At 67.3% G+C, this 21,886-nt stretch carries 26 protein-coding genes; 17 read left to right on the plus strand and 9 right to left on the minus strand.

Features of this window, described 5'->3' with window-relative positions; genetic code table 11:
* Positions 1 to 136 precede the first annotated feature (136 nt).
* Together QH195_RS04660 and QH195_RS04665 are read right to left on the minus strand one after the other, a co-directional pair.
* Positions 137 to 577, minus strand: a complete 441-nt coding sequence (locus QH195_RS04660) for a Fur family transcriptional regulator (RefSeq protein WP_280426571.1) — start codon at positions 575 to 577, stop codon at positions 137 to 139.
* Between the two features lie 3 nt (positions 578 to 580).
* The gene (locus QH195_RS04665; RefSeq protein ID WP_033245293.1) at positions 581 to 931 is read right to left on the minus strand and encodes an ArsR/SmtB family transcription factor; all 351 of its coding nucleotides are present in this window, start codon (positions 929 to 931) and stop codon (positions 581 to 583) included.
* 368 nt (positions 932 to 1,299) lie between these two features.
* Here QH195_RS04665 and QH195_RS04670 point away from each other — a divergent pair, with 368 nt between their 5' ends.
* The 4 genes from QH195_RS04670 to QH195_RS04685 all read left to right on the plus strand — a co-directional run bounded on the left by QH195_RS04670 (position 1,300) and on the right by QH195_RS04685 (position 4,529).
* Positions 1,300 to 2,685: a glycine--tRNA ligase gene (locus tag QH195_RS04670; RefSeq protein WP_280426570.1), complete on the plus strand. Its 1,386-nt coding sequence runs from the start codon at positions 1,300 to 1,302 to the stop codon at positions 2,683 to 2,685.
* An 81-nt stretch (positions 2,686 to 2,766) separates the two neighbouring features.
* Positions 2,767 to 3,168, plus strand: coding sequence for a low affinity iron permease family protein (locus tag QH195_RS04675; protein ID WP_280434430.1), 402 nt, complete (start codon positions 2,767 to 2,769; stop codon positions 3,166 to 3,168).
* A gap of 52 nt (positions 3,169 to 3,220) precedes the next feature.
* Positions 3,221 to 3,898, plus strand: a complete 678-nt coding sequence (locus QH195_RS04680) for an MBL fold metallo-hydrolase (RefSeq protein ID WP_280434431.1) — start codon at positions 3,221 to 3,223, stop codon at positions 3,896 to 3,898.
* Positions 3,899 to 3,983: 85 nt separating this feature from the next.
* Positions 3,984 to 4,529: an HD domain-containing protein gene (locus QH195_RS04685; RefSeq protein ID WP_280434432.1), complete on the plus strand. Its 546-nt coding sequence runs from the start codon at positions 3,984 to 3,986 to the stop codon at positions 4,527 to 4,529.
* On the opposite strand, the gene QH195_RS04690 is transcribed toward QH195_RS04685, so the two are convergent.
* Entirely contained in the window at positions 4,522 to 4,992 is a 471-nt protein-coding gene (locus QH195_RS04690) for an NUDIX hydrolase (RefSeq protein WP_280434433.1), read from the minus strand. The genes QH195_RS04685 and QH195_RS04690 overlap by 8 nt on opposite strands.
* Positions 4,989 to 5,744, minus strand: a complete 756-nt coding sequence (locus QH195_RS04695; protein ID WP_280434434.1) for an XRE family transcriptional regulator — start codon at positions 5,742 to 5,744, stop codon at positions 4,989 to 4,991. Before QH195_RS04695 ends, QH195_RS04690 begins: the two co-directional genes overlap by 4 nt.
* A 143-nt stretch (positions 5,745 to 5,887) precedes the next feature.
* Here QH195_RS04695 and QH195_RS04700 point away from each other — a divergent pair, with 143 nt between their 5' ends.
* From QH195_RS04700 to QH195_RS04755, 12 genes are all read left to right on the plus strand, one after another.
* Positions 5,888 to 6,118, plus strand: a complete 231-nt coding sequence (locus tag QH195_RS04700) for a helix-turn-helix domain-containing protein (RefSeq protein ID WP_280434435.1) — start codon at positions 5,888 to 5,890, stop codon at positions 6,116 to 6,118.
* 336 nt (positions 6,119 to 6,454) lie between these two features.
* Positions 6,455 to 6,751 (plus strand): hypothetical protein, encoded by a 297-nt coding sequence (locus tag QH195_RS04705; protein ID WP_280434436.1) that lies wholly within the window; start codon positions 6,455 to 6,457, stop codon positions 6,749 to 6,751.
* Complete coding sequence (locus QH195_RS04710) at positions 6,748 to 7,806, plus strand: hypothetical protein (RefSeq protein WP_280434437.1); 1,059 nt, start codon at positions 6,748 to 6,750, stop codon at positions 7,804 to 7,806. The genes QH195_RS04705 and QH195_RS04710 overlap by 4 nt, the downstream gene beginning before the upstream one ends.
* A complete protein-coding gene (locus tag QH195_RS04715; protein ID WP_280434438.1) occupies positions 7,803 to 9,824 on the plus strand; it encodes a hypothetical protein in 2,022 nt (673 codons plus the stop codon). The genes QH195_RS04710 and QH195_RS04715 overlap by 4 nt, the downstream gene beginning before the upstream one ends.
* Positions 9,821 to 10,501, plus strand: a complete 681-nt coding sequence (locus QH195_RS04720) for a DNA methylase (protein WP_280434439.1) — start codon at positions 9,821 to 9,823, stop codon at positions 10,499 to 10,501. The genes QH195_RS04715 and QH195_RS04720 overlap by 4 nt, the downstream gene beginning before the upstream one ends.
* Positions 10,502 to 10,538: 37 nt before the next feature.
* Positions 10,539 to 11,159, plus strand: a complete 621-nt coding sequence (locus tag QH195_RS04725) for a hypothetical protein (RefSeq protein WP_280434440.1) — start codon at positions 10,539 to 10,541, stop codon at positions 11,157 to 11,159.
* 32 nt (positions 11,160 to 11,191) lie between these two features.
* A complete protein-coding gene (locus tag QH195_RS04730; RefSeq protein ID WP_280434441.1) occupies positions 11,192 to 11,560 on the plus strand; it encodes a hypothetical protein in 369 nt (122 codons plus the stop codon).
* A gap of 61 nt (positions 11,561 to 11,621) precedes the next feature.
* The gene (locus QH195_RS04735; protein WP_280434442.1) at positions 11,622 to 13,556 is read left to right on the plus strand and encodes a hypothetical protein; all 1,935 of its coding nucleotides are present in this window, start codon (positions 11,622 to 11,624) and stop codon (positions 13,554 to 13,556) included.
* Position 13,557: 1 nt separating this feature from the next.
* Positions 13,558 to 13,980: a hypothetical protein gene (locus QH195_RS04740; RefSeq protein ID WP_280434443.1), complete on the plus strand. Its 423-nt coding sequence runs from the start codon at positions 13,558 to 13,560 to the stop codon at positions 13,978 to 13,980.
* Positions 13,977 to 15,461, plus strand: coding sequence for an SLOG family protein (locus tag QH195_RS04745; protein ID WP_280434444.1), 1,485 nt, complete (start codon positions 13,977 to 13,979; stop codon positions 15,459 to 15,461). Before QH195_RS04740 ends, QH195_RS04745 begins: the two co-directional genes overlap by 4 nt.
* 188 nt (positions 15,462 to 15,649) lie before the next feature.
* Positions 15,650 to 16,684 (plus strand): hypothetical protein, encoded by a 1,035-nt coding sequence (locus tag QH195_RS04750; protein WP_280434445.1) that lies wholly within the window; start codon positions 15,650 to 15,652, stop codon positions 16,682 to 16,684.
* Positions 16,681 to 17,676, plus strand: coding sequence for a hypothetical protein (locus QH195_RS04755; RefSeq protein WP_280434446.1), 996 nt, complete (start codon positions 16,681 to 16,683; stop codon positions 17,674 to 17,676). Before QH195_RS04750 ends, QH195_RS04755 begins: the two co-directional genes overlap by 4 nt.
* Before the next feature lie 124 nt (positions 17,677 to 17,800).
* On the opposite strand, the gene QH195_RS04760 is transcribed toward QH195_RS04755, so the two are convergent.
* Complete coding sequence (locus QH195_RS04760) at positions 17,801 to 18,799, minus strand: DUF4238 domain-containing protein (RefSeq protein ID WP_280434447.1); 999 nt, start codon at positions 18,797 to 18,799, stop codon at positions 17,801 to 17,803.
* Between the two features lie 23 nt (positions 18,800 to 18,822).
* On the minus strand, positions 18,823 to 18,978 hold the full coding sequence (locus QH195_RS04765) for a hypothetical protein (RefSeq protein WP_280434448.1): 156 nt from the start codon (positions 18,976 to 18,978) through the stop codon (positions 18,823 to 18,825).
* A 41-nt stretch (positions 18,979 to 19,019) separates the two neighbouring features.
* On the opposite strand from QH195_RS04765, the gene QH195_RS04770 reads away from it, so the two are divergent.
* On the plus strand, positions 19,020 to 19,358 hold the full coding sequence (locus QH195_RS04770) for a hypothetical protein (protein ID WP_280434449.1): 339 nt from the start codon (positions 19,020 to 19,022) through the stop codon (positions 19,356 to 19,358).
* A 95-nt stretch (positions 19,359 to 19,453) separates the two neighbouring features.
* On the opposite strand, the gene QH195_RS04775 is transcribed toward QH195_RS04770, so the two are convergent.
* The 3 genes from QH195_RS04775 to QH195_RS04785 all read right to left on the minus strand — a co-directional run.
* Positions 19,454 to 20,245, minus strand: coding sequence for a polyketide synthase (locus tag QH195_RS04775; RefSeq protein WP_280434450.1), 792 nt, complete (start codon positions 20,243 to 20,245; stop codon positions 19,454 to 19,456).
* A gap of 11 nt (positions 20,246 to 20,256) precedes the next feature.
* Entirely contained in the window at positions 20,257 to 21,693 is a 1,437-nt protein-coding gene (locus QH195_RS04780) for a non-ribosomal peptide synthetase (protein ID WP_280434451.1), read from the minus strand.
* A gap of 2 nt (positions 21,694 to 21,695) precedes the next feature.
* The coding region (locus QH195_RS04785) for a hypothetical protein (protein WP_280434452.1) at positions 21,696 to 21,886 on the minus strand (191 nt) is incomplete at its 5' end.

Genomic DNA, 21,886 nt, shown 5'->3' on the forward strand with positions numbered 1-21,886 from the left:
TCGGTGCGACCATCGGAATATGTGCGGACGTTATGCGACGACGACGAACCCCGGCCGCCCGCCCCCAACCCCGCCCCCCCCCCCCCCCCCCCCGGGGGGGGGGCGCTGCCGTGTTCGTATCATCCCGGCGGGTGGGTCAGCCCCGGACCTCGGCGCAGGAGTGGCAGGTGCCGAAGATCTCCAGGGTGTGGCTGACCTCGGTGAACCCGTGGTCGGCGGCAGTGCCGGCGGCCCACTTCTCGACGGTCGGCCCGGCGACCTCGACCGTCCGCCCGCAGTGCCGGCAGACGAGATGGTGGTGGTGCCCGTTGGAGCACTGCCGATACACCGACTCCCCGTTGTCCGTGCGCAGCACATCCACCATGCCGGCGTCGGCGAGCGACTGCAGCGTGCGGTAGACGGTGGTCAACCCGATACCCTCACCGCGCCGGCGTAGCTCGTCGTGTAGTTCCTGAGCCGACCGGAACCTGTCGATATCCTCCAGCAGCGCGGCGATCGCATTGCGTTGCCGCGTGGTGCGAATACCGACTGCTTTCTGTGTGGTGGTCCCTTTCGCGGTGACCAGGCTCTCGGACACGAATTACCCTTCTTCTTCGGCGTGCGCTACTGCGTCGACCACGATATGCGCCAAGTGGTCGTCGACGAGTTCGTAGAGGACCTCGCGGCCCGAACGCTCGCCGTGCACCACCCCGGCCGATTTCAGAATCCGTAGATGCTGGCTGACCAGCGGTTGTGTGACACCGAGGGCATCGACCAGTTCGTGCACACAGCGCGGCGACTCCCGCAGTTGTAGCACGATGGCGATGCGAACGGGGGCCGCGAGTGCGCGCAGCAGCTCACCGGCGTTCTCCAGCACCGTACGGGCCGGGATCGGGGCCGGTGCGGGGGAGCGGTAGGGGTTGTGGGCGACGGCGGCGGTATCGGTTGTCATGGTCCACTCCTTATTGGAAACCGGTCCCATTTTGATATGCATGGATATGCATGTCAAATGCCCACGCCGATGCGGGTGCGTAATCCTTTGGCGCGGGTGGATAGGCGATACCTCCGCCTCCGCTCCGGCCGTGCGCGTTCGCATGCCGGCAACCCGTCCACACCGCCGCGCAGGGCTGGTCCTCGGCGATACCTCCGCCTCCGCTCCGGCCGTGCGCGGACTGCGGATGGGCTGCGCCCAACAGCGCCCATTAGGCTGTAACCGATCAGCGGCACACGCCCGAGTAATACCTCGGCAGCCGCGATCACGTGCGCCCGGTCCGGGCAGCGTAACTACTGGCGATTACGTAGTGGATGGAGAGTTCTCGCGTGGCACCCAAGTCGAAGGTGGACACCGTTGCCAACCTCGCCAAGCGCCGGGGGCTGGTGTACCCGTGTGGTGAGATCTACGGCGGTACCAAATCGGCGTGGGACTACGGTCCGCTGGGCGTCGAGCTCAAGGAGAACATCAAGAAGCAGTGGTGGCGTTCCATGGTCACCAGCCGCGAGGACGTGGTGGGCCTCGATTCCTCGGTGATCCTGCCCCGGCAGGTCTGGGTCGCCTCTGGCCATGTGGAGACCTTCACCGACCCGCTCGTGGAATCGCTGCACACCCACAAGCGCTACCGTGCCGACCATCTGCTCGAAGCCTACGAGGCCAAACACGGTCGTCCGCCGGCCAACGGCCTGGCCGATATCAACGATCCCGAAACCGGCCAGCCCGGCAAATGGACCGAGCCACGGAACTTCTCGGGTTTGCTCAAGACCTACCTCGGCCCGGTGGACGACGAAGAAGGCCTGCACTACCTGCGCCCCGAAACCGCGCAGGGCATCTTCGTCAACTACAAGAACGTCGAGACCACCGCGCGTAAGAAGCCACCGTTCGGTATCGCCCAGATCGGCAAAAGCTTCCGCAACGAGATCACCCCCGGCAACTTCATCTTCCGTACTCGCGAATTCGAGCAGATGGAGATGGAGTTCTTCGTCAAACCGGGTGAAGACGCCGAATGGCACAAGTACTGGATCGACACCCGTTTCTCCTGGTACACCGACCTCGGTATCGACCCGGAGAACCTGCGCCTGTTCGAGCACCCCAAAGAGAAGCTGTCGCATTACTCGGCCGGAACCACCGATATCGAATACCGATTCGGCTTCACCGGCGGCGAATGGGGTGAGCTGGAAGGTATTGCCAACCGCACCGATTACGACCTGTCCACCCACGCCGAACATTCGGGTGTCGACCTCAGCTACTACGACCAGACGGCCGAGGAACGCTATATCCCGTACGTGATCGAACCCGCGGCCGGCCTGACGCGTTCACTGATGGCATTCCTGGTCGACGCCTACGCCGAGGACGAGGCCCCGAACGCGAAGGGCGGCGTGGACAAACGCACCGTGCTGCGGCTGGACCGCCGACTCGCCCCGGTCAAGGCCGCCGTGCTGCCGCTGTCGCGCAACGCCGACCTCACCCCCAAGGCCAAGGATCTCGCCGCGCGGCTGCGCCGCAACTGGAATATCGAATTCGACGATGCCGGCGCCATCGGCCGCCGCTACCGCCGCCAGGACGAGATCGGTACCCCGTTCTGCATCACGGTCGATTTCGACACCCTCGAGGACCAGGCGGTCACGGTCCGGGAACGCGACACCATGACCCAGGAGCGGATCGCCCTCGATCAGGTCGAGGGTTATCTCGCACAGCGCCTGCTCGGCTGCTGACCCGCGGCTCCGCCGCTTCCTGCCGGTTTCCGGCGCGCCCCACGGGGTAGCCGGTCGGCAGGAGGCGGAGAGGAGCGGATCATGTCCGATCGCGACCGCAGCACCACGGCGGTGATGCCGTCGGATATCCACGGGCGCGTCTCGGTGTTCGACCGTTTCGCCGGCCGGGTCAGCGCCTGGGTGTCGCGGGCGTGGTTCTTCTCCCTGTGTGTCGCCATCGTGGTGATCTGGGCGCCGTCGATCGTGTTGCTACCGTTGGATACCTGGCAGTTGATCATCAACACCATCACCACGATCATCACCTTCCTGATGGTCGCGCTGCTGCAGAACACCCAGAAGCGGTCCGACGACGCGGTGCAGCAGAAGCTCAACGCCATCGCCGACAGCCTCGCCGACCTCATGGCGACGATCCCAGAACTGGCACAGGACCGGCGCGAACTGTTGCAGGCGGTCGGGCTGGAAGACCGCGAAAGCACCGCGTGACGATTACCCGGCTGCGGGTCGCCGCCGGCACCGGCCTCGCTAGCATCGAAGTGTGATCACCATCGAAACGACCTACACCGGCCACGTCGAATCGGGTGGCGCGGCGCAACGCCGAGAGATGCCGGGCGCCCGGGTCACCAAGATGTCGGTCGGCCCGATGGACAACAACACCTACCTGGTTCAGTGCGCGGCCACCGGCGCGGCACTCCTCATCGACGCCGCCAACGACGCGGAGCGAATCGTCGAACTGGTCGAACAGACGGCTCCGGCAGGGATCGGCCTGATCGTCACCACCCACCAGCACCCCGACCACTGGCAGGCACTTGCCGCCGTTGCCGACGCCACCGGCGCGCCCACCGCCGCGCACACCCTGGACGCCGAACCGCTGCCGGTCGCCCCGCAACGCCTGCTCGCCGAGGGAGACCGCGTCACCGTCGGCAACCTCACGCTCGAGGTCATCCACCTGGTCGGGCACACCCCCGGCTCGGTCACGCTGGCCCTGACCGACGGCTCCGGGCGGGTCCACCTGTTCACCGGCGACTGCCTCTTTCCGGGGGGCCCTGGGCGGACAACAAATACCGAGGACTTCAATTCGCTGTTCACCGGGCTGACCAGCAAGGTTTTCGACCGGTTCGGCGACGACACCACTGTGTATCCCGGGCACGGAGATGACACCACACTCGGCGCCGAACGGCCGCATCTGGCGGAGTGGCAGAGCCGGGGATGGTGAGCGGAGAACGGCATAGGGCGTGCCGGCCAACTCGGCTCGTCCGTTCACGCTGTCGTGTGTCGTCGCAGGTCGATACGGTCGAATTATGAGCGGCGGTGAGACTCCGGAATGGGCTGAAGGGCTGGCCCGTAAGCACCTGGCGCCGCTGCCCCGACGGTTGGCCCATGTGGAAGGGGTGGCCCGACAGGCTGCTCGCGCTGAAGAAGTGGTGGACGATCCGACGCTACTGGTCGCCGCGGCGTGGCTGCACGATATCGGCTATGCGCCGGATATCGAGCGACTCGGGTTTCACCCGGTCGACGGCGCCGAGTTCCTGCGTGACCACGGAGTCAGCGATCGGCTGTGCGCCCTGGTTGCAAATCACTCTTGCGCGTGTGTCGAGGCCCGACGCCGCGGGATACAGATCGAGTGGCCTGACGAGGAAACAGAGCTTCGGGATGCTCTGTGGTGGGCTGATATGACCACGACGCCGACCGGTGGCACTACTGCGGTTCGTGAGCGGATTGCCGAGGTTCAGGCCCGGTACGGACCGGAGCACGTTGTCGCTCAGTCGGTGGCGGAGGCCGCGCCGTACCTGCTCGGAGCCTCCGATCGGACGGAAGCCAGGCTCGGCGCCGCATCGCTCAAGTGAAGTACGGGCTGTCGGAGTCCTCGAGTCCTTTCTGAATCCTGAGCAGGATGGATGGGTGGATATCCCGGTCGGACAACTCTGCCGGCTGGACCCATTCGACCTCCGTGGATTCCTCACTCGTCCGCAGATCGCCACCGATCGGCTGCGCGCGGAAGCAGATGGAGAACTCCTGACGTACCTCGCCGTCGTCATATGCGATGACATGCTCAGGGTTCGAAAAGACTCCCACCAGTTCGATCACGTCGACCTCGATGCCGGTCTCTTCGCGGACCTCTCGAACAACAGCTTGAGCAACCGTCTCGCCAGCCTCGAGCCCGCCACCGGGTACGGAGTACTTGCCGTTGTCAGAGCGCCGGATCATCAGAATCCGGCCCTCGCGGTCCTGGACGAGAGCGCTCACCGCCACCTTGACGGTGTTGGGTGTCGGCGCGGCCGGATCGTGGAAGTAGTCCGTTCTGCTCATGCTCGGTTCCCGAAGTCGGCTTCGTAGCTCTCTGTCCAGACCTGTTCGAAACTGGTCGTGTAGGTCTCGAAGAGGTCGGCCGCCGGGAGCTGCCGCAAATGAAGCGCCGGCGCGTAGGCCCCAGGCTGACCGTAAACGTGCATGTTGACGATCATCTCGTCATCGAATCTGAATATGGAGTTGTAGAGGGTCGTCTTGTGGTATCGGATATCGACTCCGTCGATCGCCGCCAGTGGTTCGATCAGGGCGAGCGCGTTTCGAATTCGCGCAGGCACAGTCGCCGCCGCCAGTCGCTCTTCCCCGCTTCTCTTGGTCGCTTCGTCTTCGTCTGGATCCCCGAACAGCATTCGAACTTTCATGCCCTCACGTGTCTTCTGTTTGATGGTCCGCGCGAACAACGGCTCTTCGGTGAGGAACAGCCCGGCGAGAACCAGGACGTCGATCTGCTCGGTGGCCTGCGACAGCAGGCGCGTCCACAGATCATGCGGAATCGCGCTCCGATGAGGGTAAACGTTGATCACTTCTGACTGCGCCACCTCGGTGCGGCGTTCCGGTGCGAGCGCATCGGGCCAGAGGTAGTTCTCGGTCTCGCGCACCATCGCGGCCAGTTTGTGTCGATGGCGGGGGTACGGCGTTCGGCCCTTGGTGATCCATCGCTCGACTGTCTTCTCTTCGACTCCGACCTCGGCCGCGACGACGGAGATATCCAGGCCATTGCGCAGAAGCGCCTCTCGCAACCGATCGTTCGGCATCTCAACTCCCAAGGGACGACTAGGGACGTCTTAAGTGTAGGTGAGACGTCCTCAGTCGTCCAGCTATGCGGTCATTGCGACACCCGATTTCCCGAAAAGTAGCGAATTGCAAGGCATTTCCTACTTTTCGAGGGAGAGCAACTGTGTCGCACAAGCACTTCGGTCAGGTCGGCGGGGCGGACGCCCGCCGACTGATCAGTCTCAAGACCGCGGCCTCATTGGTCGACGTCGATGCGAAGACGATTCGTAACTGGATCCACGCCGGACAGCTGCGCGGTTTCCGCGTCAACGGCCATCTGCTGCGGGTCAACCACGCCGAGCTACTGGCCCTGGTTCAGCCGGTGACCGTCCCTGTAGCTGGGGAGGCGGAATGACCAGCCAGAAGGCCGCTGTGCTGAGTCGGGTAGATGCCAATCGGCTGGCGGACTATGTCGCCAAGGTAGTTGAGCAGGCTCCACCCATCTCAGCGGTAGCGCGAGCTCGGTTGTCCGCCGTGCTCGGAAGCGCGGATCGGAGGGCCGCCTGATGCGGGCCAGGACTTTTGGCCTTGCAGTCGGGGCCATCTCGGTTGGATTCCTGGTGCTGACGGCTCCGGAGGTTGTTGGTTTCACGGTGATGTCGCTCGGTGCTATCGCGTTGTGGCGGTTCACCCGTCGGTCGGGGTTGCGGCGATGAGCGGGCTGTGGAGCGGTCGGGAGTCGCATGGTTCGGTGCCGACGCATTACGACCGGGTGCGCGGTAATCACGCCTTTCAGAGCATGGCCGGCCCGGAGTTCACCAACGCGGGTGCGGTGTTCTCGCCGATCCGGGCGCTGCCGGTCACGGGCCAGTTGGTGGTGTGGGCGGCGCTGATCTTGATTGGGATGGGTGGCTGTACCGCGGCGTGGATCGATCAGCAGAGCTACGTGCCTTCCCCGAATGTCTGTCGTTCGGCGGATTCGGGTGTCGCGCCGGAGCCGGTGGATTCGTGTGTGCCGCGTGAGCAGGTGGCGGGGGTGCCGCGATGAACCACAACGAGAAGACCCGGTATACGGCGTTGGAGCGCCGCCACCGTGCCGAGATCGTCGGTGGTCTGCGGGATCGGGGCCTGTCCTATGGGCGGATCGCTCGGCAGTTGGGGATTTCCTTGGCGAAGGTCGAGGCGTGCCTGGGTGAGGCCGCGGCGCTGCGGGCGGAGGGTTTGACCAAGCAGGAAGTCGCCGACGAGATCGGTGTTCCGTATGGCTCGCTGGGCCGGATCCTGTCCGCGCCTTCGACCGGCAGGACGACCGGGCGCCAGGAGGCCGCGGTGGCCGGACTGGTGGAGATGCACGCGATGCAGGTCGACGTGCTGGCATGGTTTCTGTCGACCACGGTCTCCAGCGCTTATGACCTGGCCAACAGTCTGATCAAGTCCGGTCAGGTGCATCCGCTGAAGCAGGTGCAGCGCGGCCGGGCGTGGGTGGTGCCGAAGCGCGACACCGCGGCCCGGTATCTGGGGTGGCGGCCGGCGGACTGGACCCCGCCGCTGATGTATGCCGAGCACTACCGGGCGGTGGCGCAGGCCCGAATCATGCTGGTCGGTAACGACCCGTCGCGGTGGGTGTCCGAGCGTCGCCTGCGCCGGCGCGCGGAACTGGCTGCTACGGAGTCGAAGTCGCGGCCGATGCTGTTCTCCACGGGCCGGGATCCGAAGCGCAACCGCCCGCACGTGCACGACGGCCGGTTCTACGGCGAGGTCGACGGCACCCGCGGCTGGTGGGCCCTGGAAGTCGAGCTGACCCCGAAACGCGAACGCGCCCACATGGACGCCGCCCTTGCCGGCGCCGTGCGCTCCGCGCTGGAAAGCGAAGAAGAGCACGTCATCGGCCTGCTGTACCTGTGCCGCTCGGCCCGGGTCCTGGATCTGGTCCAAGCCGCCTACGAGCGACTGCCGCGCGAACTGCGGCCCGGTCATGACCGGCTGCTGTGGGCGACCGGCGATTTCGACGACGAATGGAGCAGCTACCTGGCTGCCCGACACCAGAAACGCGCCACGGCACGTGGCCGTTCCGGACTTCACCTCACTCAGGAAGCATCATGAGCAACCCCGACTGCCAGCCACTGATCACGCCGGCGGACTGCGATCCCCTCGGCACCAACACCCCCGCCCCGCCCGCCGCACCGACCGCAGGTGCTGAGCCGGATCTTTCGGGTCCGATCACTCCGCAAGCGCCGCCGATCAAACCGGTCGAGGGCTGGGACCTCCCGAGTATCGACCTCTCGGCGGTGGGCGACGCGGCCAGCGCGGCGACCGTGTGCGGGGTGGTGATCGTCGCCATGCTGGTGATGATCGTCGCGGTCGCTGCCCGGTGGCCGCTGTCCCCGCACCGGTTGCGGAACTTCGCGATCGCCTCCTGGCTGCTGCCGGCGTCGTCGGCACTGATGGGCGGATCCTGGGCGGTCCCGGCCTCTCTGTTGTGGTCCGGCGCCTCCCGAGTCGCCGAAGGGGACCTGGCCGGGCTGCGGATGATGGTCACCCTCGGTGCCCCGATCGCCGCGCTGGTCGCGACGTACTGGTGGGCGCAGTTCATCCACAAAACCCACACGGTCGGGCTGAAGTCGCTGGCCCGCACCGAACGGGTGAAAGACGCGATGGTGGCCCGCAAGTTCGCCCGCGCAGCCCGCGCCGCCAAACACGGCGCCCCGTTCACCAGCCCCGACGGCATCGTCCTCGGCCCCCTCGCCGATACCACCACCTCGAAGCCCTCGGGCGTGTGGCAGGAACTGACCGAACGGCACGAGAACTGGCTGGTGGTCCCGCACAAGCAGGCCCAGCGGCACGTCGGGATCGTGGCGGGCACCGGTGGCGGCAAAACCGAGCTGATCAAGCGGTATGCGTTCGGGAAATTCGAATACGAGTGGAACGGCTGGCAGCGCTGGAAAGACGTGCCGGCGATGCGGCGCAAGCACCCTCGGCCGCTGCTGGTGCTGGTGTCGTGCAAGGGCGGTGAAGACGACAGGATCCTCGGCCGCGAGGTCCGGGACCTGGCGCTGTGCCGCGGGATCGACCCCGCCCGGATCGCCGTTGTGCCGGAATTCGATCGGCTCAATGCCTTCGACATGCCGGCGCGGGATATGCGGGGCGTGTTCGGTGAGATGTTCACCGCGGGTGAGGCATCCACCAGCGAGGGTCAGCACTTCGACGAACTCCGGCGCCGCGTGGTGTCGCTGGTCGTCGATGCGCCGATCGGGCCCCCGCGGTCCTCGACGGAGTTCGTCGAACGCCTCGACGGCAAGAAACTGCTGGACATCTGGGGTAACTCTCCCGATGTCAAGCGCATGATCGCCGCGTTGCAGGGCGAGAAGGTCGACCAGATCGACGACATGCTGATCAAAGCGACGAACCTGTTCGACCTGCTCAAGGACCACAACGGGCGGATGGTGTTCGACGGCGGCAAGGACCTCAACGACCTCGACGTGCTGTATGTGACGGTCCCGGGTCTGGACAAGGATGCCGCGCGCGCCCAGGTCGCCTCGATCCTGCGGATGGTGATGCAGCGTGCCGGCCGCACCGCCAAGGACCAGCGGCGCAGCGTCACCGTGATCATCGACGAAGTCTCGGCGACCACCACCACCAAGGGCTCGATCGGGCTGATCGACGTCTGCGAGCGTGGCCGGTCCCAGGGCGTGGCGCTGGCGTTCGCCGCCCAGTCCGCCGAGGGCCTGGCCGGCGATCAGTGGTCGCTGAACCGGCTGCTGAAGTCCTGTGCGGGCGGGTTGATCCTCGGCTACAACGAGAACGCCGGTGACCTGTGCAAACACCTCGGCACCGTCCGGACCCCGCTGCCGTCGCGGCACCTGATCAAGGGCCAGCGCCACGGCGACGAGGGCCAGATCTCGGTCGGCGAAGGCTGGCTGGTCGACCCGGACATGCTGCGCCAGTTCGACACCGGCGACGTCGTCTACGGCCGCGGCCGGCGCGCGCTGTGGGGCCGCGTCGTCCAGGTCAAAGAAGACGACACCACCCCACTGCCGGGCACCCCCGCCGCCGAAAAGGCCGCTGAGAAGAAGCCCCATGACGCTGGCAAGCCGGCTGTTGAGGGTGGTGCGGCGGCATGACCAGCACAATGATCCGCCCGCGGCTGCTCGATCTGTTCTGCAAGGCCGGTGGCGCCGCGATGGGCTACCACCGGGCCGGATTCGAGGTCGTCGGTGTCGACATCGAGCCGCAGCCGCGGTATCCGTTCGAGTTCCACCAGGGCGACGCGCTGGAGTTCCTGGCCGAACACGGACACGAGTTCGATGCCGTGCACGCCTCCCCGCCGTGCCAGGCATCGTGCACGTTGACCGCAGGAACGAACAAAGGCCGCGAGTATCCGCAGCTCATCCCCGCCACCCGTGATGCGCTGGCTCGGCACGGTGTCCCGACGGTGATTGAGAACGTCCAAGGGGCGAAAGTTCGCCGCGACCTGGTGTTGTGCGGGGAAATGTTCGGGCTCGGAGTGATCCGCCACCGCTACTTCGAACTCGGCGGCTGGAACATGCTCCAACTCGCGCACATCCCGCACCGCGGCCGGGTTGCCGGCTACCGGCACGGCCGCCGCTACGACGGCCCCTACGTCGCCGTCTACGGCGAAGGCGGCGGCAAGGGCAGCGTCGTGCAGTGGCAGACCGCCATGGGCATCGACTGGACCGCTGAACGCGCCGAACTCGCCGAGGCCATCCCACCGGCCTACACCCACCACATCGGCGAACACCTCCACGCCCACCTCACCGCCGGCCAACTCACGGCCTGACCACCCCGATTCCTGCATCCGAAAGGACAACTCCGCCATGCGCATCAACAACCGCCCCGAGCGCCCCGAGCCCGACGACAACGACCACGACCTGAACAACGAGAAATGGGAGGACCCCAGGGAACTGGCCGACGTCATCGGCGACGAGTTCACCGACTACCTCAACGCCGTTCTCGCAGAAGGATCCCCGCCGGACGACGACATCGTGCGTCCGCCCGCCAAGGACCTGTCTCCGGCCGCCGCCGGCACGCCAGCGCTGCGGCTGGTCAAAGACGAGGGATCCGTGCCGGCCGAGAAAACAGTCTCGGAGGAGGCGACCGACCCGCATGCCGCGGCCAGTGCGGCGCGGAAACGGCTGATCCGCGGCAGCGCGAAGGGGTCGGCCGTGGTGGCCGGCCTCGGCCTGGTCGCCGGATGGGGTGAGCCCCTTGTTGTGGTCGGTCCGCTCGCGGTCTACGGCGCCGGTTGGCTGGCCTACCTGTGGTGGAACGCCGCGCTTCGTCCGCCGATCCCGCAGGCCATCGGTTCCACCAGCCACGCCCTCACCGGCGGTATCGCCGCCGCAGCATCCGCGACCAGCCGCACCGTCCGCCGCGCCGTCAAACGCGCCGAGAACGACCCGCGCGTACCCGACGCCAGCCGCACCCACCCGGCCTGACCGGGACCACAACGAGGAAGGGACATCCGACCATGACCTACGACCAGCCCGATCCGATTCTCCCGGTGCCAGCCGACCTCTATGCCGAGCTGAGCGAAGTGGAAGACCAACTGAGCGAGGTCCAGCGCCGGCTACGGGAGATCGGAAACCGCTACGGCCTCCTCGCCGACAGCCCCGACGCTCTCGACGTTGACACCCTCGGCAAGCCGACCACCGCCGACCGGGAAATCCTCGCCGTCCTCGACGCCTTGGACGACACCGCGTTCCGGCTCAACGATGCCGACCTCTGCTTGGACCGCTCTCGCGGCCACGCGTCGCGTCTGAAGCTCACCGAGCAGGCGTGCGAGCAGCGCGAACAGCGGATCGCCGCCCGAGACGCCCGCCCGACCCGGTCGCGCTGACCCCAGAAATCTCCCGGTGCCGCCGCCGGGCAGCACCGCAACAAGGAAGGAACACCCTCTCATGACCGATCGACCTGTCGAAGACGACATCATGAACGAGGTCCGCAAGTTCGGGCATTCGATGGCGCAGCTGATGCGGATGCACGCCCAGGCCGCGACCTGGCGGGGTAAACACAAGATCCGCCGCCAGATCAGCCTGGAACTGCGCCGGCAGCGCCGCCAGGAGCAGACCGAACGCGCGCATCACTTGTCGTGGACCTCGCAGATGATCCACCGCTACCGGCAGCACGTGATCGCCGTCGACCAACGCGCGGCCGACCCGCGACTGGGCTCGGAGCAGTACCAGAAGGACGCCGCCTCGGTCGCCCGCCACGGTTTGGACCTGCGGCAGCGGATCGTGGCGAACTCCCGGCTCACCCCGATCGAGCAGGGCATCGCCCTGGACGGGATCGACTCCGCGACCGCGTTCCCCTACGCCGACACCCGCACACCGATGCTGTTCGCCCGCGCTCACAAGGTCCGCGGCATCAACGCCCTGCGGTATCGGGCTCGGGTCGCACGGGAAATGGCGTGGTTCGACCGCCAGCAACCCGACCGCGCGCAGGCCCCCCAGCCGGCGAGCGAGCCGCAGGTCCGGGAAACGAACCCGTTCGTGGCGGAGGTGACCTGGACCAGCAGCAACGGTGAGCCGGAGACCGCGACGCGCGAGTACAGCGAAGCCCGCGAGGGCTTGGAGTGGGCTTATGCCGAGATCAACCACACGATGTGGACCGGTGACACCCGGTTCGGGATCAAGGTCACCAGCCCCTCGGGGCGCACGGTGTTCGACCGCCACGGCGGCCCGGACGACGTCGCCGACGATCTGGAACAGCACCTGGGGATCATCCGCACCAGCGACGGTATCTACTGGCAGAAGCCCGACGCCGGCATCTTCGCCCGCCCCGAGATCCTGGCCGCCGTCCGAGATCGAGGCCAGGCCCGCGCCGATACCGACCGGTTCGAGACGCAGCTGCGTTACCGGGCCCCCGGCGCCGAGCAGGAGACGGTCGAGCAGCGCTGGCACGCCGGCAGAGCCCAAGCCCTGGACTGGACAGCCACCCGGGTGCGGGAGCTTGAGATCGAGCCGTCATCGCAGGTCACCGGGGTGTTGTGGGAAACCGGCCGAAACGGGCCGCTGCACCTGGACCGCGATGACCCGTTCGAGGTCTCCGAGCGGCTTACCGAACGGCGTAACCGGTATCTGGAGTCACAACAAGCGGAACGACCGCCTCAGCGCCCGCCGGCCGCGGAACAGGCTCGTGCGGAGGTGTCTGCGTCGGAATTGGAGGAGGTCAAAGAGCGGATCCGCAAGCTCGCCGCCGACCAGGAGAAGCGGGACCAGCAGATCGCTGTGCTGGAGCGGGGATTGGAAGCGGTGACCGAGGACCGCGACGCGTTGCGCACTCAGCTCGACGCCGCCGAAGCCCGCGTGCAGGCATTGGAAGCCCGCAACCGCGACCTCGGACGCGAGGCCGACCGCTACCGCGGGGAGCGCGACGACGCCGTCCGCAAGATCGCGCAGCTGACACCCCCAGAACAGCGCTACGGCAGCCGAGTCCACCGCGAGGCCGCCGACAACGCCAGCGCGACCGAGGAACCCACCGCACCACAGGAGGTCGAGGAGCGAGGCCACGACCAGCACAGCAGCGTGGTAGGCCGCCGGGCGAGTTTCCTGAAGCACCTGCGCGACACCGCCGCCCACCACCACGACGACCAGGTGATGAGCGAGCGGCTGCGCGAGTGGGTGCAAAACGCGCCCGACGAGGTGCTGCTGTCCTACGGGGAGAAGAAGGGCCTGATTCCCCCGGGACCCTCCACAGCGCCTCCCGACCAGATCGACCCGGCGTTACGCGAGGCCATCGACCGCGAGGACTGCCTGCGAGACGGCCACACGCAGCCCTGGCCGGCGTCGGGCCGCAACGGGCACCACCGCAACGGAATCGAACGGAGCCGGTGACATGCGGTTTTCGGAAGAACAGGCGATGCGCCGCGATTTCACCGACTGCATCCGGATCCGCCGCGAGTACGCGGCCGCGAAAACTGACGCCGACCGGGCCGCGCTGGCCCGGGAGGTGGAAGAACTGCAAGACCGGTGGCGGTTCGGCCCGCACGCCGAGCACTGGATCTACCAGATCGACCAATACCAGCAGGCGATGCAGTATCCGGATGGGGCGCTGCGGGCGGCGATGAGTCCGACCGGCGCTTGCGCTCATCCCGACCTGCTCACCGAGACCCAGAAACGCAGCATCCGGCACGCCGCGCAGCTGATGCTGGAGGATCCGCCGAAACAATTCCGCGCCACGCTCAACCGTGAACTGGGTCAACTGATCGGCACCCGGCCGCGCCGCAGCAACCAGCGTGGCGTCGAGCGGGGGCGATGAGGATGCTTCCCGAGTACCGAATCCTGGTCACCGGATCGCGGTCGTGGACCGACAGCGACACCATCCGCGAAGCCCTCGCCGCCTACAAAGGCATGCGGGCGGTGCTGGTCCACGGCGATTCCCGCGGCGCCGACCGGATCGCCGCCGGGATCTGGCAGTCCTGGGGCGGGAAAGTCGAAACCCACCGCGCAGACTGGGACCGCCACGGCAAGAAAGCCGGCCCACTGCGGAACCAGCAGATGGTTCAAGCGGGCGCCGATATCTGCCTGGCGTTCAACCAGGCCGAATCCGCCGGTACCGCCCACACGATGAGGTTGGCGCGGGAGGCCGGGATCCAGGTGTGCGAGTACACCGCTCCAGGGATCGAACGCCCCTACACCCCGCCCACACGCCCACAGGAAAACCAACGGCCCACCGGTGCCTCCTACCAAACCATCGTCGAAGCCCTGGAACGCCGAGTAGGACCCGGGAAGGGATATCGGTCCCCGGAAACCTGGACCCGGTTCCTGTGCCCGGTCCACGAAGGAGATGGGGGACACCACAACCCTTCCCTTGGGGTCCGCTACGACCCAGGCCAAGGCAAAACGATCGTTCGCTGCTTCGCCGCCAACGGCTGCGACGACCGGGACGTGATGGAACGCATCGGGCTACGGGTACGGGACCTGTGGGACAACCTGCCCGAACGCGAACCCAATCAGCGCCGACACCAGCCGACGGCCAGCAGTGCGCCACGTTCCAGCGCACCGAGCACGTGGCCGCCGGTGGAACGGGCGATCCGGGCGATCCGGGCGGCCGGGTTCGAAATCGCGATGCGTAAACCCGACCTGGGCGCGGCAACGGGGCCGCGAGAGGACGTCGAAGCCTACATCTACAAATGGCCCGACGGCCGCACCGAAGGCGCAGTGCTACGGCGGGAAACCCCGCACGAACACGGCCGGGCCAAGGAGTTCAGCCAGCGGCAGTGGGACGGCCGACAGTGGCAGGGCAGCGGCTTCGCCCCGATCCCGTGGAAGCTGCCCGAACTGCTGGACGGGATCAAACGCGGCCGCGAGATCTACATCTGCGAAGGCGAAAAGGACGTCGCCCGCGCAGAACGCGCCGGACTGGTCGCCACCTGCAACGCGATGGGCGCCGGCTCGTGGAAACCCGAACACGCCCAATGGCTCAAGGGTGCGGCACGGGTGTTCGTCGTCGCCGACAAGGATCGTCCCGGATACCGGCACGCCGCCAAAGTCGCCGACAGCCTGTCGGGGCTGGTGGGGGAGGTGCGGGTGGTCCAAGCCCGCGACGGCAAAGACCTCTCCGACCACTTCGACGCCGGACACGGAATCGACGACCTGGAACCGGTCCCGTACCTGGACCGGCCCATCACCCAGCAAGAACAGCCACCGCCTGAACAACAGCGGATGACCGCCCGGGAACGCGCAGCGATGCGCCCCGACGGATGGGAACGCATCAAACGCCCCGCCCGCTCCCGCTGACCCGATGCACAAGGGGGCGCACGCACCAACCGCGTCGTGCGCCCCCTACGTGCACTTTGTTCCCCCTCCCTGCGCTCTACAGCCGCCCCCTTCCGCCGGGTTCTGCTGGATTCCAACAGCTTCTGCGGACCGGCCACCGCGTCGGCAGTGCGCAGACCGTGACCACAACGAGAGAAAGACCACCAGCCATGAGCGACACCATCGACCAGCTACAGCACAGCCACCCCCACGAATCACACGCTGTCACCGCCCAGCGCATCACCGACACCGGTGCGGTGCACAGCAATGACGAGGTGCGCAGCGGTGCGCACGACAGTGCACAAGACGGTGCGCAGCCGAAAAAACAGCGTCCGTTGCGGGCTTGGCCGGTGCTGCTGCTGGCGCTGCCGGCGTTCGTCGCGATCTGGTCCGGATGGGTCGGGCTCGGTGAACTCACCGGCTTCGGTCCCGTGCACCCGCTGCCGGGTATCGCGGACAACTTCGAAGTGAACACCGCGATCACGCTGCCGATCGGGATGGAGACCTACGCCTCCTACGCCCTCTACGTCTGGCTCTCCGGCCGCATCCAGTCCGATAAAACCCGCAGCTACGCCAAGTGGTCAGCCATCGGCAGTCTTCTGCTCGGAGCTGTTGGGCAGGTCGCCTACCACCTCATGACCGCTGCCGAGATCACTCAGGCTCCCGCCGCGGTCACCGTGCTCGTCGCTTGCCTGCCGGTCGGTGTCCTCGGGATGGGTGCCGCCCTGGCCCACATGATCATGCGTGAGCACCACAGCGCACCGGAGCAGCGCACCGAACCCGATCCCGTGCACCGCTCCGCACCTTTGCGCACCGTCGCAGTGCGTGAGGAATGGACCGAAACCCACACCACGAACACTCCGCTTCCTGAGCCGCCCCTGATGCCGGAACTCGACAGCGAAGTACGCACCGACCGCACCGAGGTTGTGCACTACTCCACACCGGAAGCTGATGACGGCAGCAACCTGCCCGCTCCGGTGCGCACCGAGCGCGCCGACCGGTGGGAGTCGGTCGCCGAAGCCCTGTGCGAAGCCGACCCGGCCGGCCGTCGCGACCCGAACAAGGTCGCCGAAATCCTGCGCCTGCGTCACGAGCAGAACTGGCCGCACGCCCGTATCGCCGAACAGGTCGAGCTGTCCTCGTCCACCGTCACCCGCACCCTGACCGCCGCCCGCACCTACATCGAGGAAGAGACCACAGCATGAGCACGTTGCGTTTGCTTTCCTGCGGCGCCGGTGTCCAGACCGCTGCGCTCGCGCTGATGGCTTGCCGCGGTGAGCTGGACGAGCGGTTCGGCAGGCTCGACGGCGCGATCTTCGCCGACACCGGATGGGAGCCGGAACGCGTCTATGAGGTCTTGAACCGTCTTGAAGTCGAGTTCCGGAGCGCACGAATCCCGCTGCACCGCGTGAGCAACGGGCATCTGCGCCGCGACACCCTCGATCCCGAATCGCGGTTCGTGTCGATCCCCTACTTCACCCTGGCGCCCGAAGGGACCACGGTCCGCGACGAGATCGTCGAGACCGACGACGAAGGGCGCGAAATCATCGTCGGCTACAGCGAACCGCGCCCCGCCACCCGCAAGGAGCGGGAAGGCATCGGCCGCCGCCAGTGCACCAGCGAATACAAGCTGAAACCCATCGGCCGGGCAGTGCGGATGCTGCTCGGAGCTCCGGGGCCCGACTATCGGAGGGTGCCGCGGGGTCGCGTCGCCGAACAGTGGATCGGATTTAGCGCCGACGAGATTCATCGCGTCAACGACCGACAAGAGAACCGCTACACCAGAAAGCGGTATCCGTTGATCGAGCTGGGCATGACCCGCAAAGACTGCGTGCGATATCTGCGCTCGATCGGCTGGAGCGAGGTAGGCAAGAGCAGCTGCATCGGATGCCCGTACCACGGGAACGCACAGTGGCGCGATATGCGCGACCACGACCCCGAAGCGTGGGCCGATGCGGTCGCATTCGACCAGAGGATCCGCAAGGGCGGTACCCGCACCGGCCGCCCCGCACTCGACGGTGAGGCGTTCCTGCACCGGTCACGCGTGCCGCTGGACCAGGCGCCGATAGACCGCGTGACACCACGCGAATGGGCAGACCGCCAGATCGACATCTTCGACGAGCTCGCAGAGCAAGGCGACCCCGACGGATGCTCACCATACGGATGCCGATCCGGCCTGCCCTTGGAGGCCGCGTAAAGATCGCCATGACCGCTCTGTTCTGCCTCTCTCAGCCTCCGGACTCAGATTCCTGCGTGAACCTCTAGACACGAGCCATAAAGCCCGTCACCACCGCGGTGACGGGCTTTCTACGTTCCGGAAGTCACCAGTTCAGGCGCGCCGCGAACGCGCGCAACAACGGCGGAGTCGAGACCACCCAACGGCTCAACGGCCAAGGCGGCGGGTGGTCGAGCGAAGCCCAGCGGGTAGGGAGGCTGGTAGAGGCGAAGATGTTCTGCCCGCCAGGATTGTCGGCGGGTTCAGGTAGCGGAGGTACGGACAACTGAGCGCCCACGTCGGTCGTGTCCTGCTCGTAGATGTACTGCAAGCTGTTGGCCGCGATCTCAAGGTTCACCGCGTCGGTTTCGGCTCTGCTCAGCTCGAACGGCGCTCGCACTTTTACGTGCTCGCCCGCGGCGCCGGCGACAAGTAAGCGGTGTGGGCCGAGGGGAAACAGCAGGATCGCGGTGGTGGCGAAGCTGAGGCGACGATTACGGGTCCACCCGGGGTACCCGAGCAGGACGACAGGTTCGTCGCAGGTAATCAGCGCCGAAGCGCTTGAGGCCAGTGACCACGACCGACTGGCCAGATGCGGCACGACCGCCGCGCACCACGTGTAGATGGTCATATCGATCGCGGCCGACTGTTCGTCACGACCTGACGGGTTCCACTGCTCGATCGCCACGTTGGTGGCGCGCACTCGGGGTGTGCGCTGACTTTGCAATCCGACGAAAACCGCCAGATCGGAGACCGTGGCGCGGTCTGCGATCTGGCCGTCGGGAAGATCGTCGAGTTCGCGCAGGAGAACGGCCCCGTCGTTCTCGACACGACCGAGGTGAGTTTCCACCCAAAGCTCAGGCTCGCCTGGTGATGCGTACCGGTAAAAATGCGGTTGATGGGCGACGGATTTTGGTGCCCCGTAGCCGCTGCGACCGTTGGACAGATCGCGATATTGCAGCCTGCCACCGCGGCTGGCGACCCAGCGTTTGAGATAGGTCTCAGGTACGAAATGATGGCGCCAGCTGTCCGACGAGGCAGCAGCGGCGATGTCCTTCGATCGCTGAATCTCGGTCGCGCTCAACCAACGTTGCAGGCCCGCCACGGCGTCACTGTACCGCTTAGCGCCTACTCATCCGTGGTATCCGGAACCAACGCCGTGAGAGGCATAGAGAACGGATACCGCCCCGGCGCCTCCACAACGGCTTCGATCAATGCGCGGCCTTCGACCTCGTTGACCTCGCGCACCACGAAGACAGTGGCGCCGGACTCACCGATGCGCACCTATCGCCGACTTCGATCACCCGGCGAGCATAATCGAATGCGTGTTCGAATCGTGGAATGATGACTTCTCGGCCCCGCTGCGGCGTGTTGTCGACCCGCCGGCGCCGGTCCTGGTCGACCTCGCCGTCATCCTCCCGACCCGGAACGCCGCCCGCCGCGACGTAGTGTCCATGCGCGCAAAGTCGGCCGGTCTCGACAGCACAGCCACCGTCCCCGGACTCCTCCACGCCTGGGCGCGATGCACCACCGGCGCATGGATCGGCTGGGTCCGATTCGCCATCCCTACCGGCACCCGGAAAGGGTGGGTGGAGACCTGGCAGTGGTGCCCCTCCCACGCGCTGACCCCGAACGAATCCGGGGTGCCCGACCGCCGATCCTGATTCGGATCTGATCCGGACCTGATGCGGACGTGATCCGGATCTGATCCGACTGCGAGTCGGATCAGAATCGGATCAGCAAGCGCCGAAAAACGGTTCTACCTGGGGCGTTTTTTTGGGGGGGGTGTGGAGAGCGCGCGGGGGCGCGCGGGGGGGGGGGGGGGGGCGCGGGCGGGCGCCGGGCCCCCCCCCCCCCCCCCCCCGCCCGCGGGGGGGGGGGGGGGGTCGCGGCCCGGGCCGGGGCCGCTCGGCGAGACGATCTCGGAGAACAGGCCCGGACCGTCGGCGCGGGCACCGGAGGCCACCACCCGCGCGCCACCCGTGAGGGCGTATTGCGCATCGCCGGAACGTAGTTCACGGCAGGCGTGATGCACCGCGATCAGCGAGGCGTTGCAGCCGCTGTCGATCGCATAGGTGGGTCCGTTCAGCCCGAGCAGATGGGCGATGCGGGCGGGTGTTCCGAAACCGAGATTGCCCAGCATCCCCAGCGGGCCGGAATCCGCGACCATGCCGTGGTAGGCGGGAGTGGGCGAACTGAACACCACCGCGGTATCGGCCTGCCGCAGCACCGCCAGGTCGTATCCGGCGTCCTCCACGGCCCGGTGCGCGAGTTCCAGGGCTATGCGCTGCTGCGGATCCATCAGCGCGGCCTCCCGCCGGGACAACCCGAAGAACTCGTGGTCGAACCCCTGGATATCGGCGAGGTAGCCCATGGGCAGGAAGTCGGCGGGCGTACCGAGGCCCGTGGCGGCGACGCGTTCGGCCGGGATCGGGCCGACACTGTCGCGGCCGGCCATGAGATTCGCATGGAACCCGGCCACGTCTTCGGCGTCCGGGAACCGGGCTCCGATACCGATGATGGCGATATCGTCGTCACGATAGGTGTACACAGATGCTCCACTCACAGCTCGAACGCCAGCGGCGTCGGTAGTTCGTCCTCGGTGCTCCGGGACAGATCGTCGATGGCGGCGGCCTGCGCCTCGACGGTGGTCAGATCGAACAACCGGCCGACCCGGATCGCGCCCGGCCATCGCGCCTCCAGGCCCAGATGCAGGCGCACGATGAGATGCGAATCGCCCCCGATGTCGAGGAAACTGTCCGTTCGATCGAATTCGTTGTGCCCCAAACATTGCTGCCAGATTTCCGCCAGCGCCCGTTCGGTATCGGACCAGCCGTGCCGGGATACCGGCCCGGCCGGGTCGGCGACGGCGGCCAGTGCACGCAGCGCTGCCTCGTCGCGTTTGGTGCTCGCGGCGGCGAGCGGGATCGCGGGCAGGAACCGGAACCGGTTCGGTACGGCCTGCGGAACGAGGCTGCCCCGGCAGTGGGCGATGAGTTCGCGGGCGTGGGGCGGGTCGGCGACCGGATCGGCCGCCACACAGAACGCCATCAGCCGGATCGCGCCGTCGGGACCCACCGAGTCGACGACGGCTGCTTCCCGGACGGCCGGATGGCTTTCGAGTACGGCTTCCACACCGGACCGCTCGACCCGCACCCCGCGCACTTTCACCTGTCCGTCGGCGCGGCCGCGCAGTTCGAGCCGACCGTCGCTGTCTCGAACAGCGAGATCACCGGTCCGGTACATCCGGGCCCCCGGCGCCGGCGTGAACGGATCGGGCACGAATACGCCGGCGGTCCGCGCGGGGCGCGCGGCGTACCCGGGCACCACCTGCGCGCCACCGAGGTAGAGCTCGCCCGGTGTGCCAGAGGGGACCGGCCGCAGATCCGGGTCGAGGACGTACGCCACGGTCCCGCGCAATTCGGTACCGATCGGCACGGCGGTTTCCGGTGCCGCGCCGACCTCGTGGGCGATACAGGTGACGGTCGCCTCGGTGGGACCGTATTCGTTCACGAAAACCGTTTCCGGCAGCAGTTCCCGATGCCGTGCGACCAAGGCCACCGGGACCTGCTCACCCGCGAGCGCGACCAGTCGTAACGTGGCGCGCAGGCCGGCGAGTCCGGGCAGCAGCAGCCGGTACATCGACGGTGTGGCCGTCAGATGGGTTGCGCGCTGCCGCAGAGCGAGCTCGGCCAGCGCGGCGGCGTTCCCGAGTGCGGCCGCATCGGGTAGGACATTGGTCGCCCCGACGGTCAGCCCCCAGGCGAAGACCATCAGCCAGCCGTCCCACAGCACGCGCATCGCCGCAAAGGTGACCTCCTCGCCGTCCCCGTGGCCGTAGCAGCGCCCCGAGATCATCGCGGCCAGGTTGGCCCGGGTCACCACGACCGCCTTGGGAATCCCGGTCGAACCGGACGTGGTGATCACATACGCGGGCGCGTTGTCCGGCACCGCAACGGGCAGTTCGGCCCGCACCTGCGGGGTCTCGCGGATATCCACGATCACCATTCGTTCCGGGAAACTCGCCGGGACCGGACCACCCACCACGGCCCCGCACAGGCCAGATCGTCCGCCACCGCGCCCACGGTGGCGACCGCACCGTCCGGCTCCGCGAGCCACCACGCGCCGCCCGCTCGCAGCACCGCCAGCGCCGCGAGCACGGCGTCCAGGCTCTGCGGCAGATGAACCAGCA

Source organism: Nocardia carnea (genome assembly GCF_029868855.1).
GTDB classification, from domain to species: Bacteria; Actinomycetota; Actinomycetes; order Mycobacteriales; family Mycobacteriaceae; genus Nocardia; species Nocardia carnea_A.

Bases quoted from the DNA above. Each gene is read 5' to 3' on its own strand.
- QH195_RS04665 (WP_033245293.1), bottom strand. From the start codon at position 931: ATGACAACCGATACCGCCGCCGTCGCCCACAACCCCTACCGCTCCCCC.
- QH195_RS04675 (WP_280434430.1), top strand. From the start codon at position 2,767: ATGTCCGATCGCGACCGCAGCACCACGGCGGTGATGCCGTCGGATATC.
- QH195_RS04685 (WP_280434432.1), top strand. From the start codon at position 3,984: ATGAGCGGCGGTGAGACTCCGGAATGGGCTGAAGGGCTGGCCCGTAAG.
- QH195_RS04690 (WP_280434433.1), bottom strand. From the start codon at position 4,992: ATGAGCAGAACGGACTACTTCCACGATCCGGCCGCGCCGACACCCAAC.
- QH195_RS04695 (WP_280434434.1), bottom strand. From the start codon at position 5,744: ATGCCGAACGATCGGTTGCGAGAGGCGCTTCTGCGCAATGGCCTGGAT.
- QH195_RS04710 (WP_280434437.1), top strand. From the start codon at position 6,748: ATGAACCACAACGAGAAGACCCGGTATACGGCGTTGGAGCGCCGCCAC.
- QH195_RS04715 (WP_280434438.1), top strand. From the start codon at position 7,803: ATGAGCAACCCCGACTGCCAGCCACTGATCACGCCGGCGGACTGCGAT.
- QH195_RS04720 (WP_280434439.1), top strand. From the start codon at position 9,821: ATGACCAGCACAATGATCCGCCCGCGGCTGCTCGATCTGTTCTGCAAG.
- QH195_RS04725 (WP_280434440.1), top strand. From the start codon at position 10,539: ATGCGCATCAACAACCGCCCCGAGCGCCCCGAGCCCGACGACAACGAC.
- QH195_RS04730 (WP_280434441.1), top strand. From the start codon at position 11,192: ATGACCTACGACCAGCCCGATCCGATTCTCCCGGTGCCAGCCGACCTC.
- QH195_RS04735 (WP_280434442.1), top strand. From the start codon at position 11,622: ATGACCGATCGACCTGTCGAAGACGACATCATGAACGAGGTCCGCAAG.
- QH195_RS04740 (WP_280434443.1), top strand. From the start codon at position 13,558: ATGCGGTTTTCGGAAGAACAGGCGATGCGCCGCGATTTCACCGACTGC.
- QH195_RS04745 (WP_280434444.1), top strand. From the start codon at position 13,977: ATGAGGATGCTTCCCGAGTACCGAATCCTGGTCACCGGATCGCGGTCG.
- QH195_RS04750 (WP_280434445.1), top strand. From the start codon at position 15,650: ATGAGCGACACCATCGACCAGCTACAGCACAGCCACCCCCACGAATCA.
- QH195_RS04755 (WP_280434446.1), top strand. From the start codon at position 16,681: ATGAGCACGTTGCGTTTGCTTTCCTGCGGCGCCGGTGTCCAGACCGCT.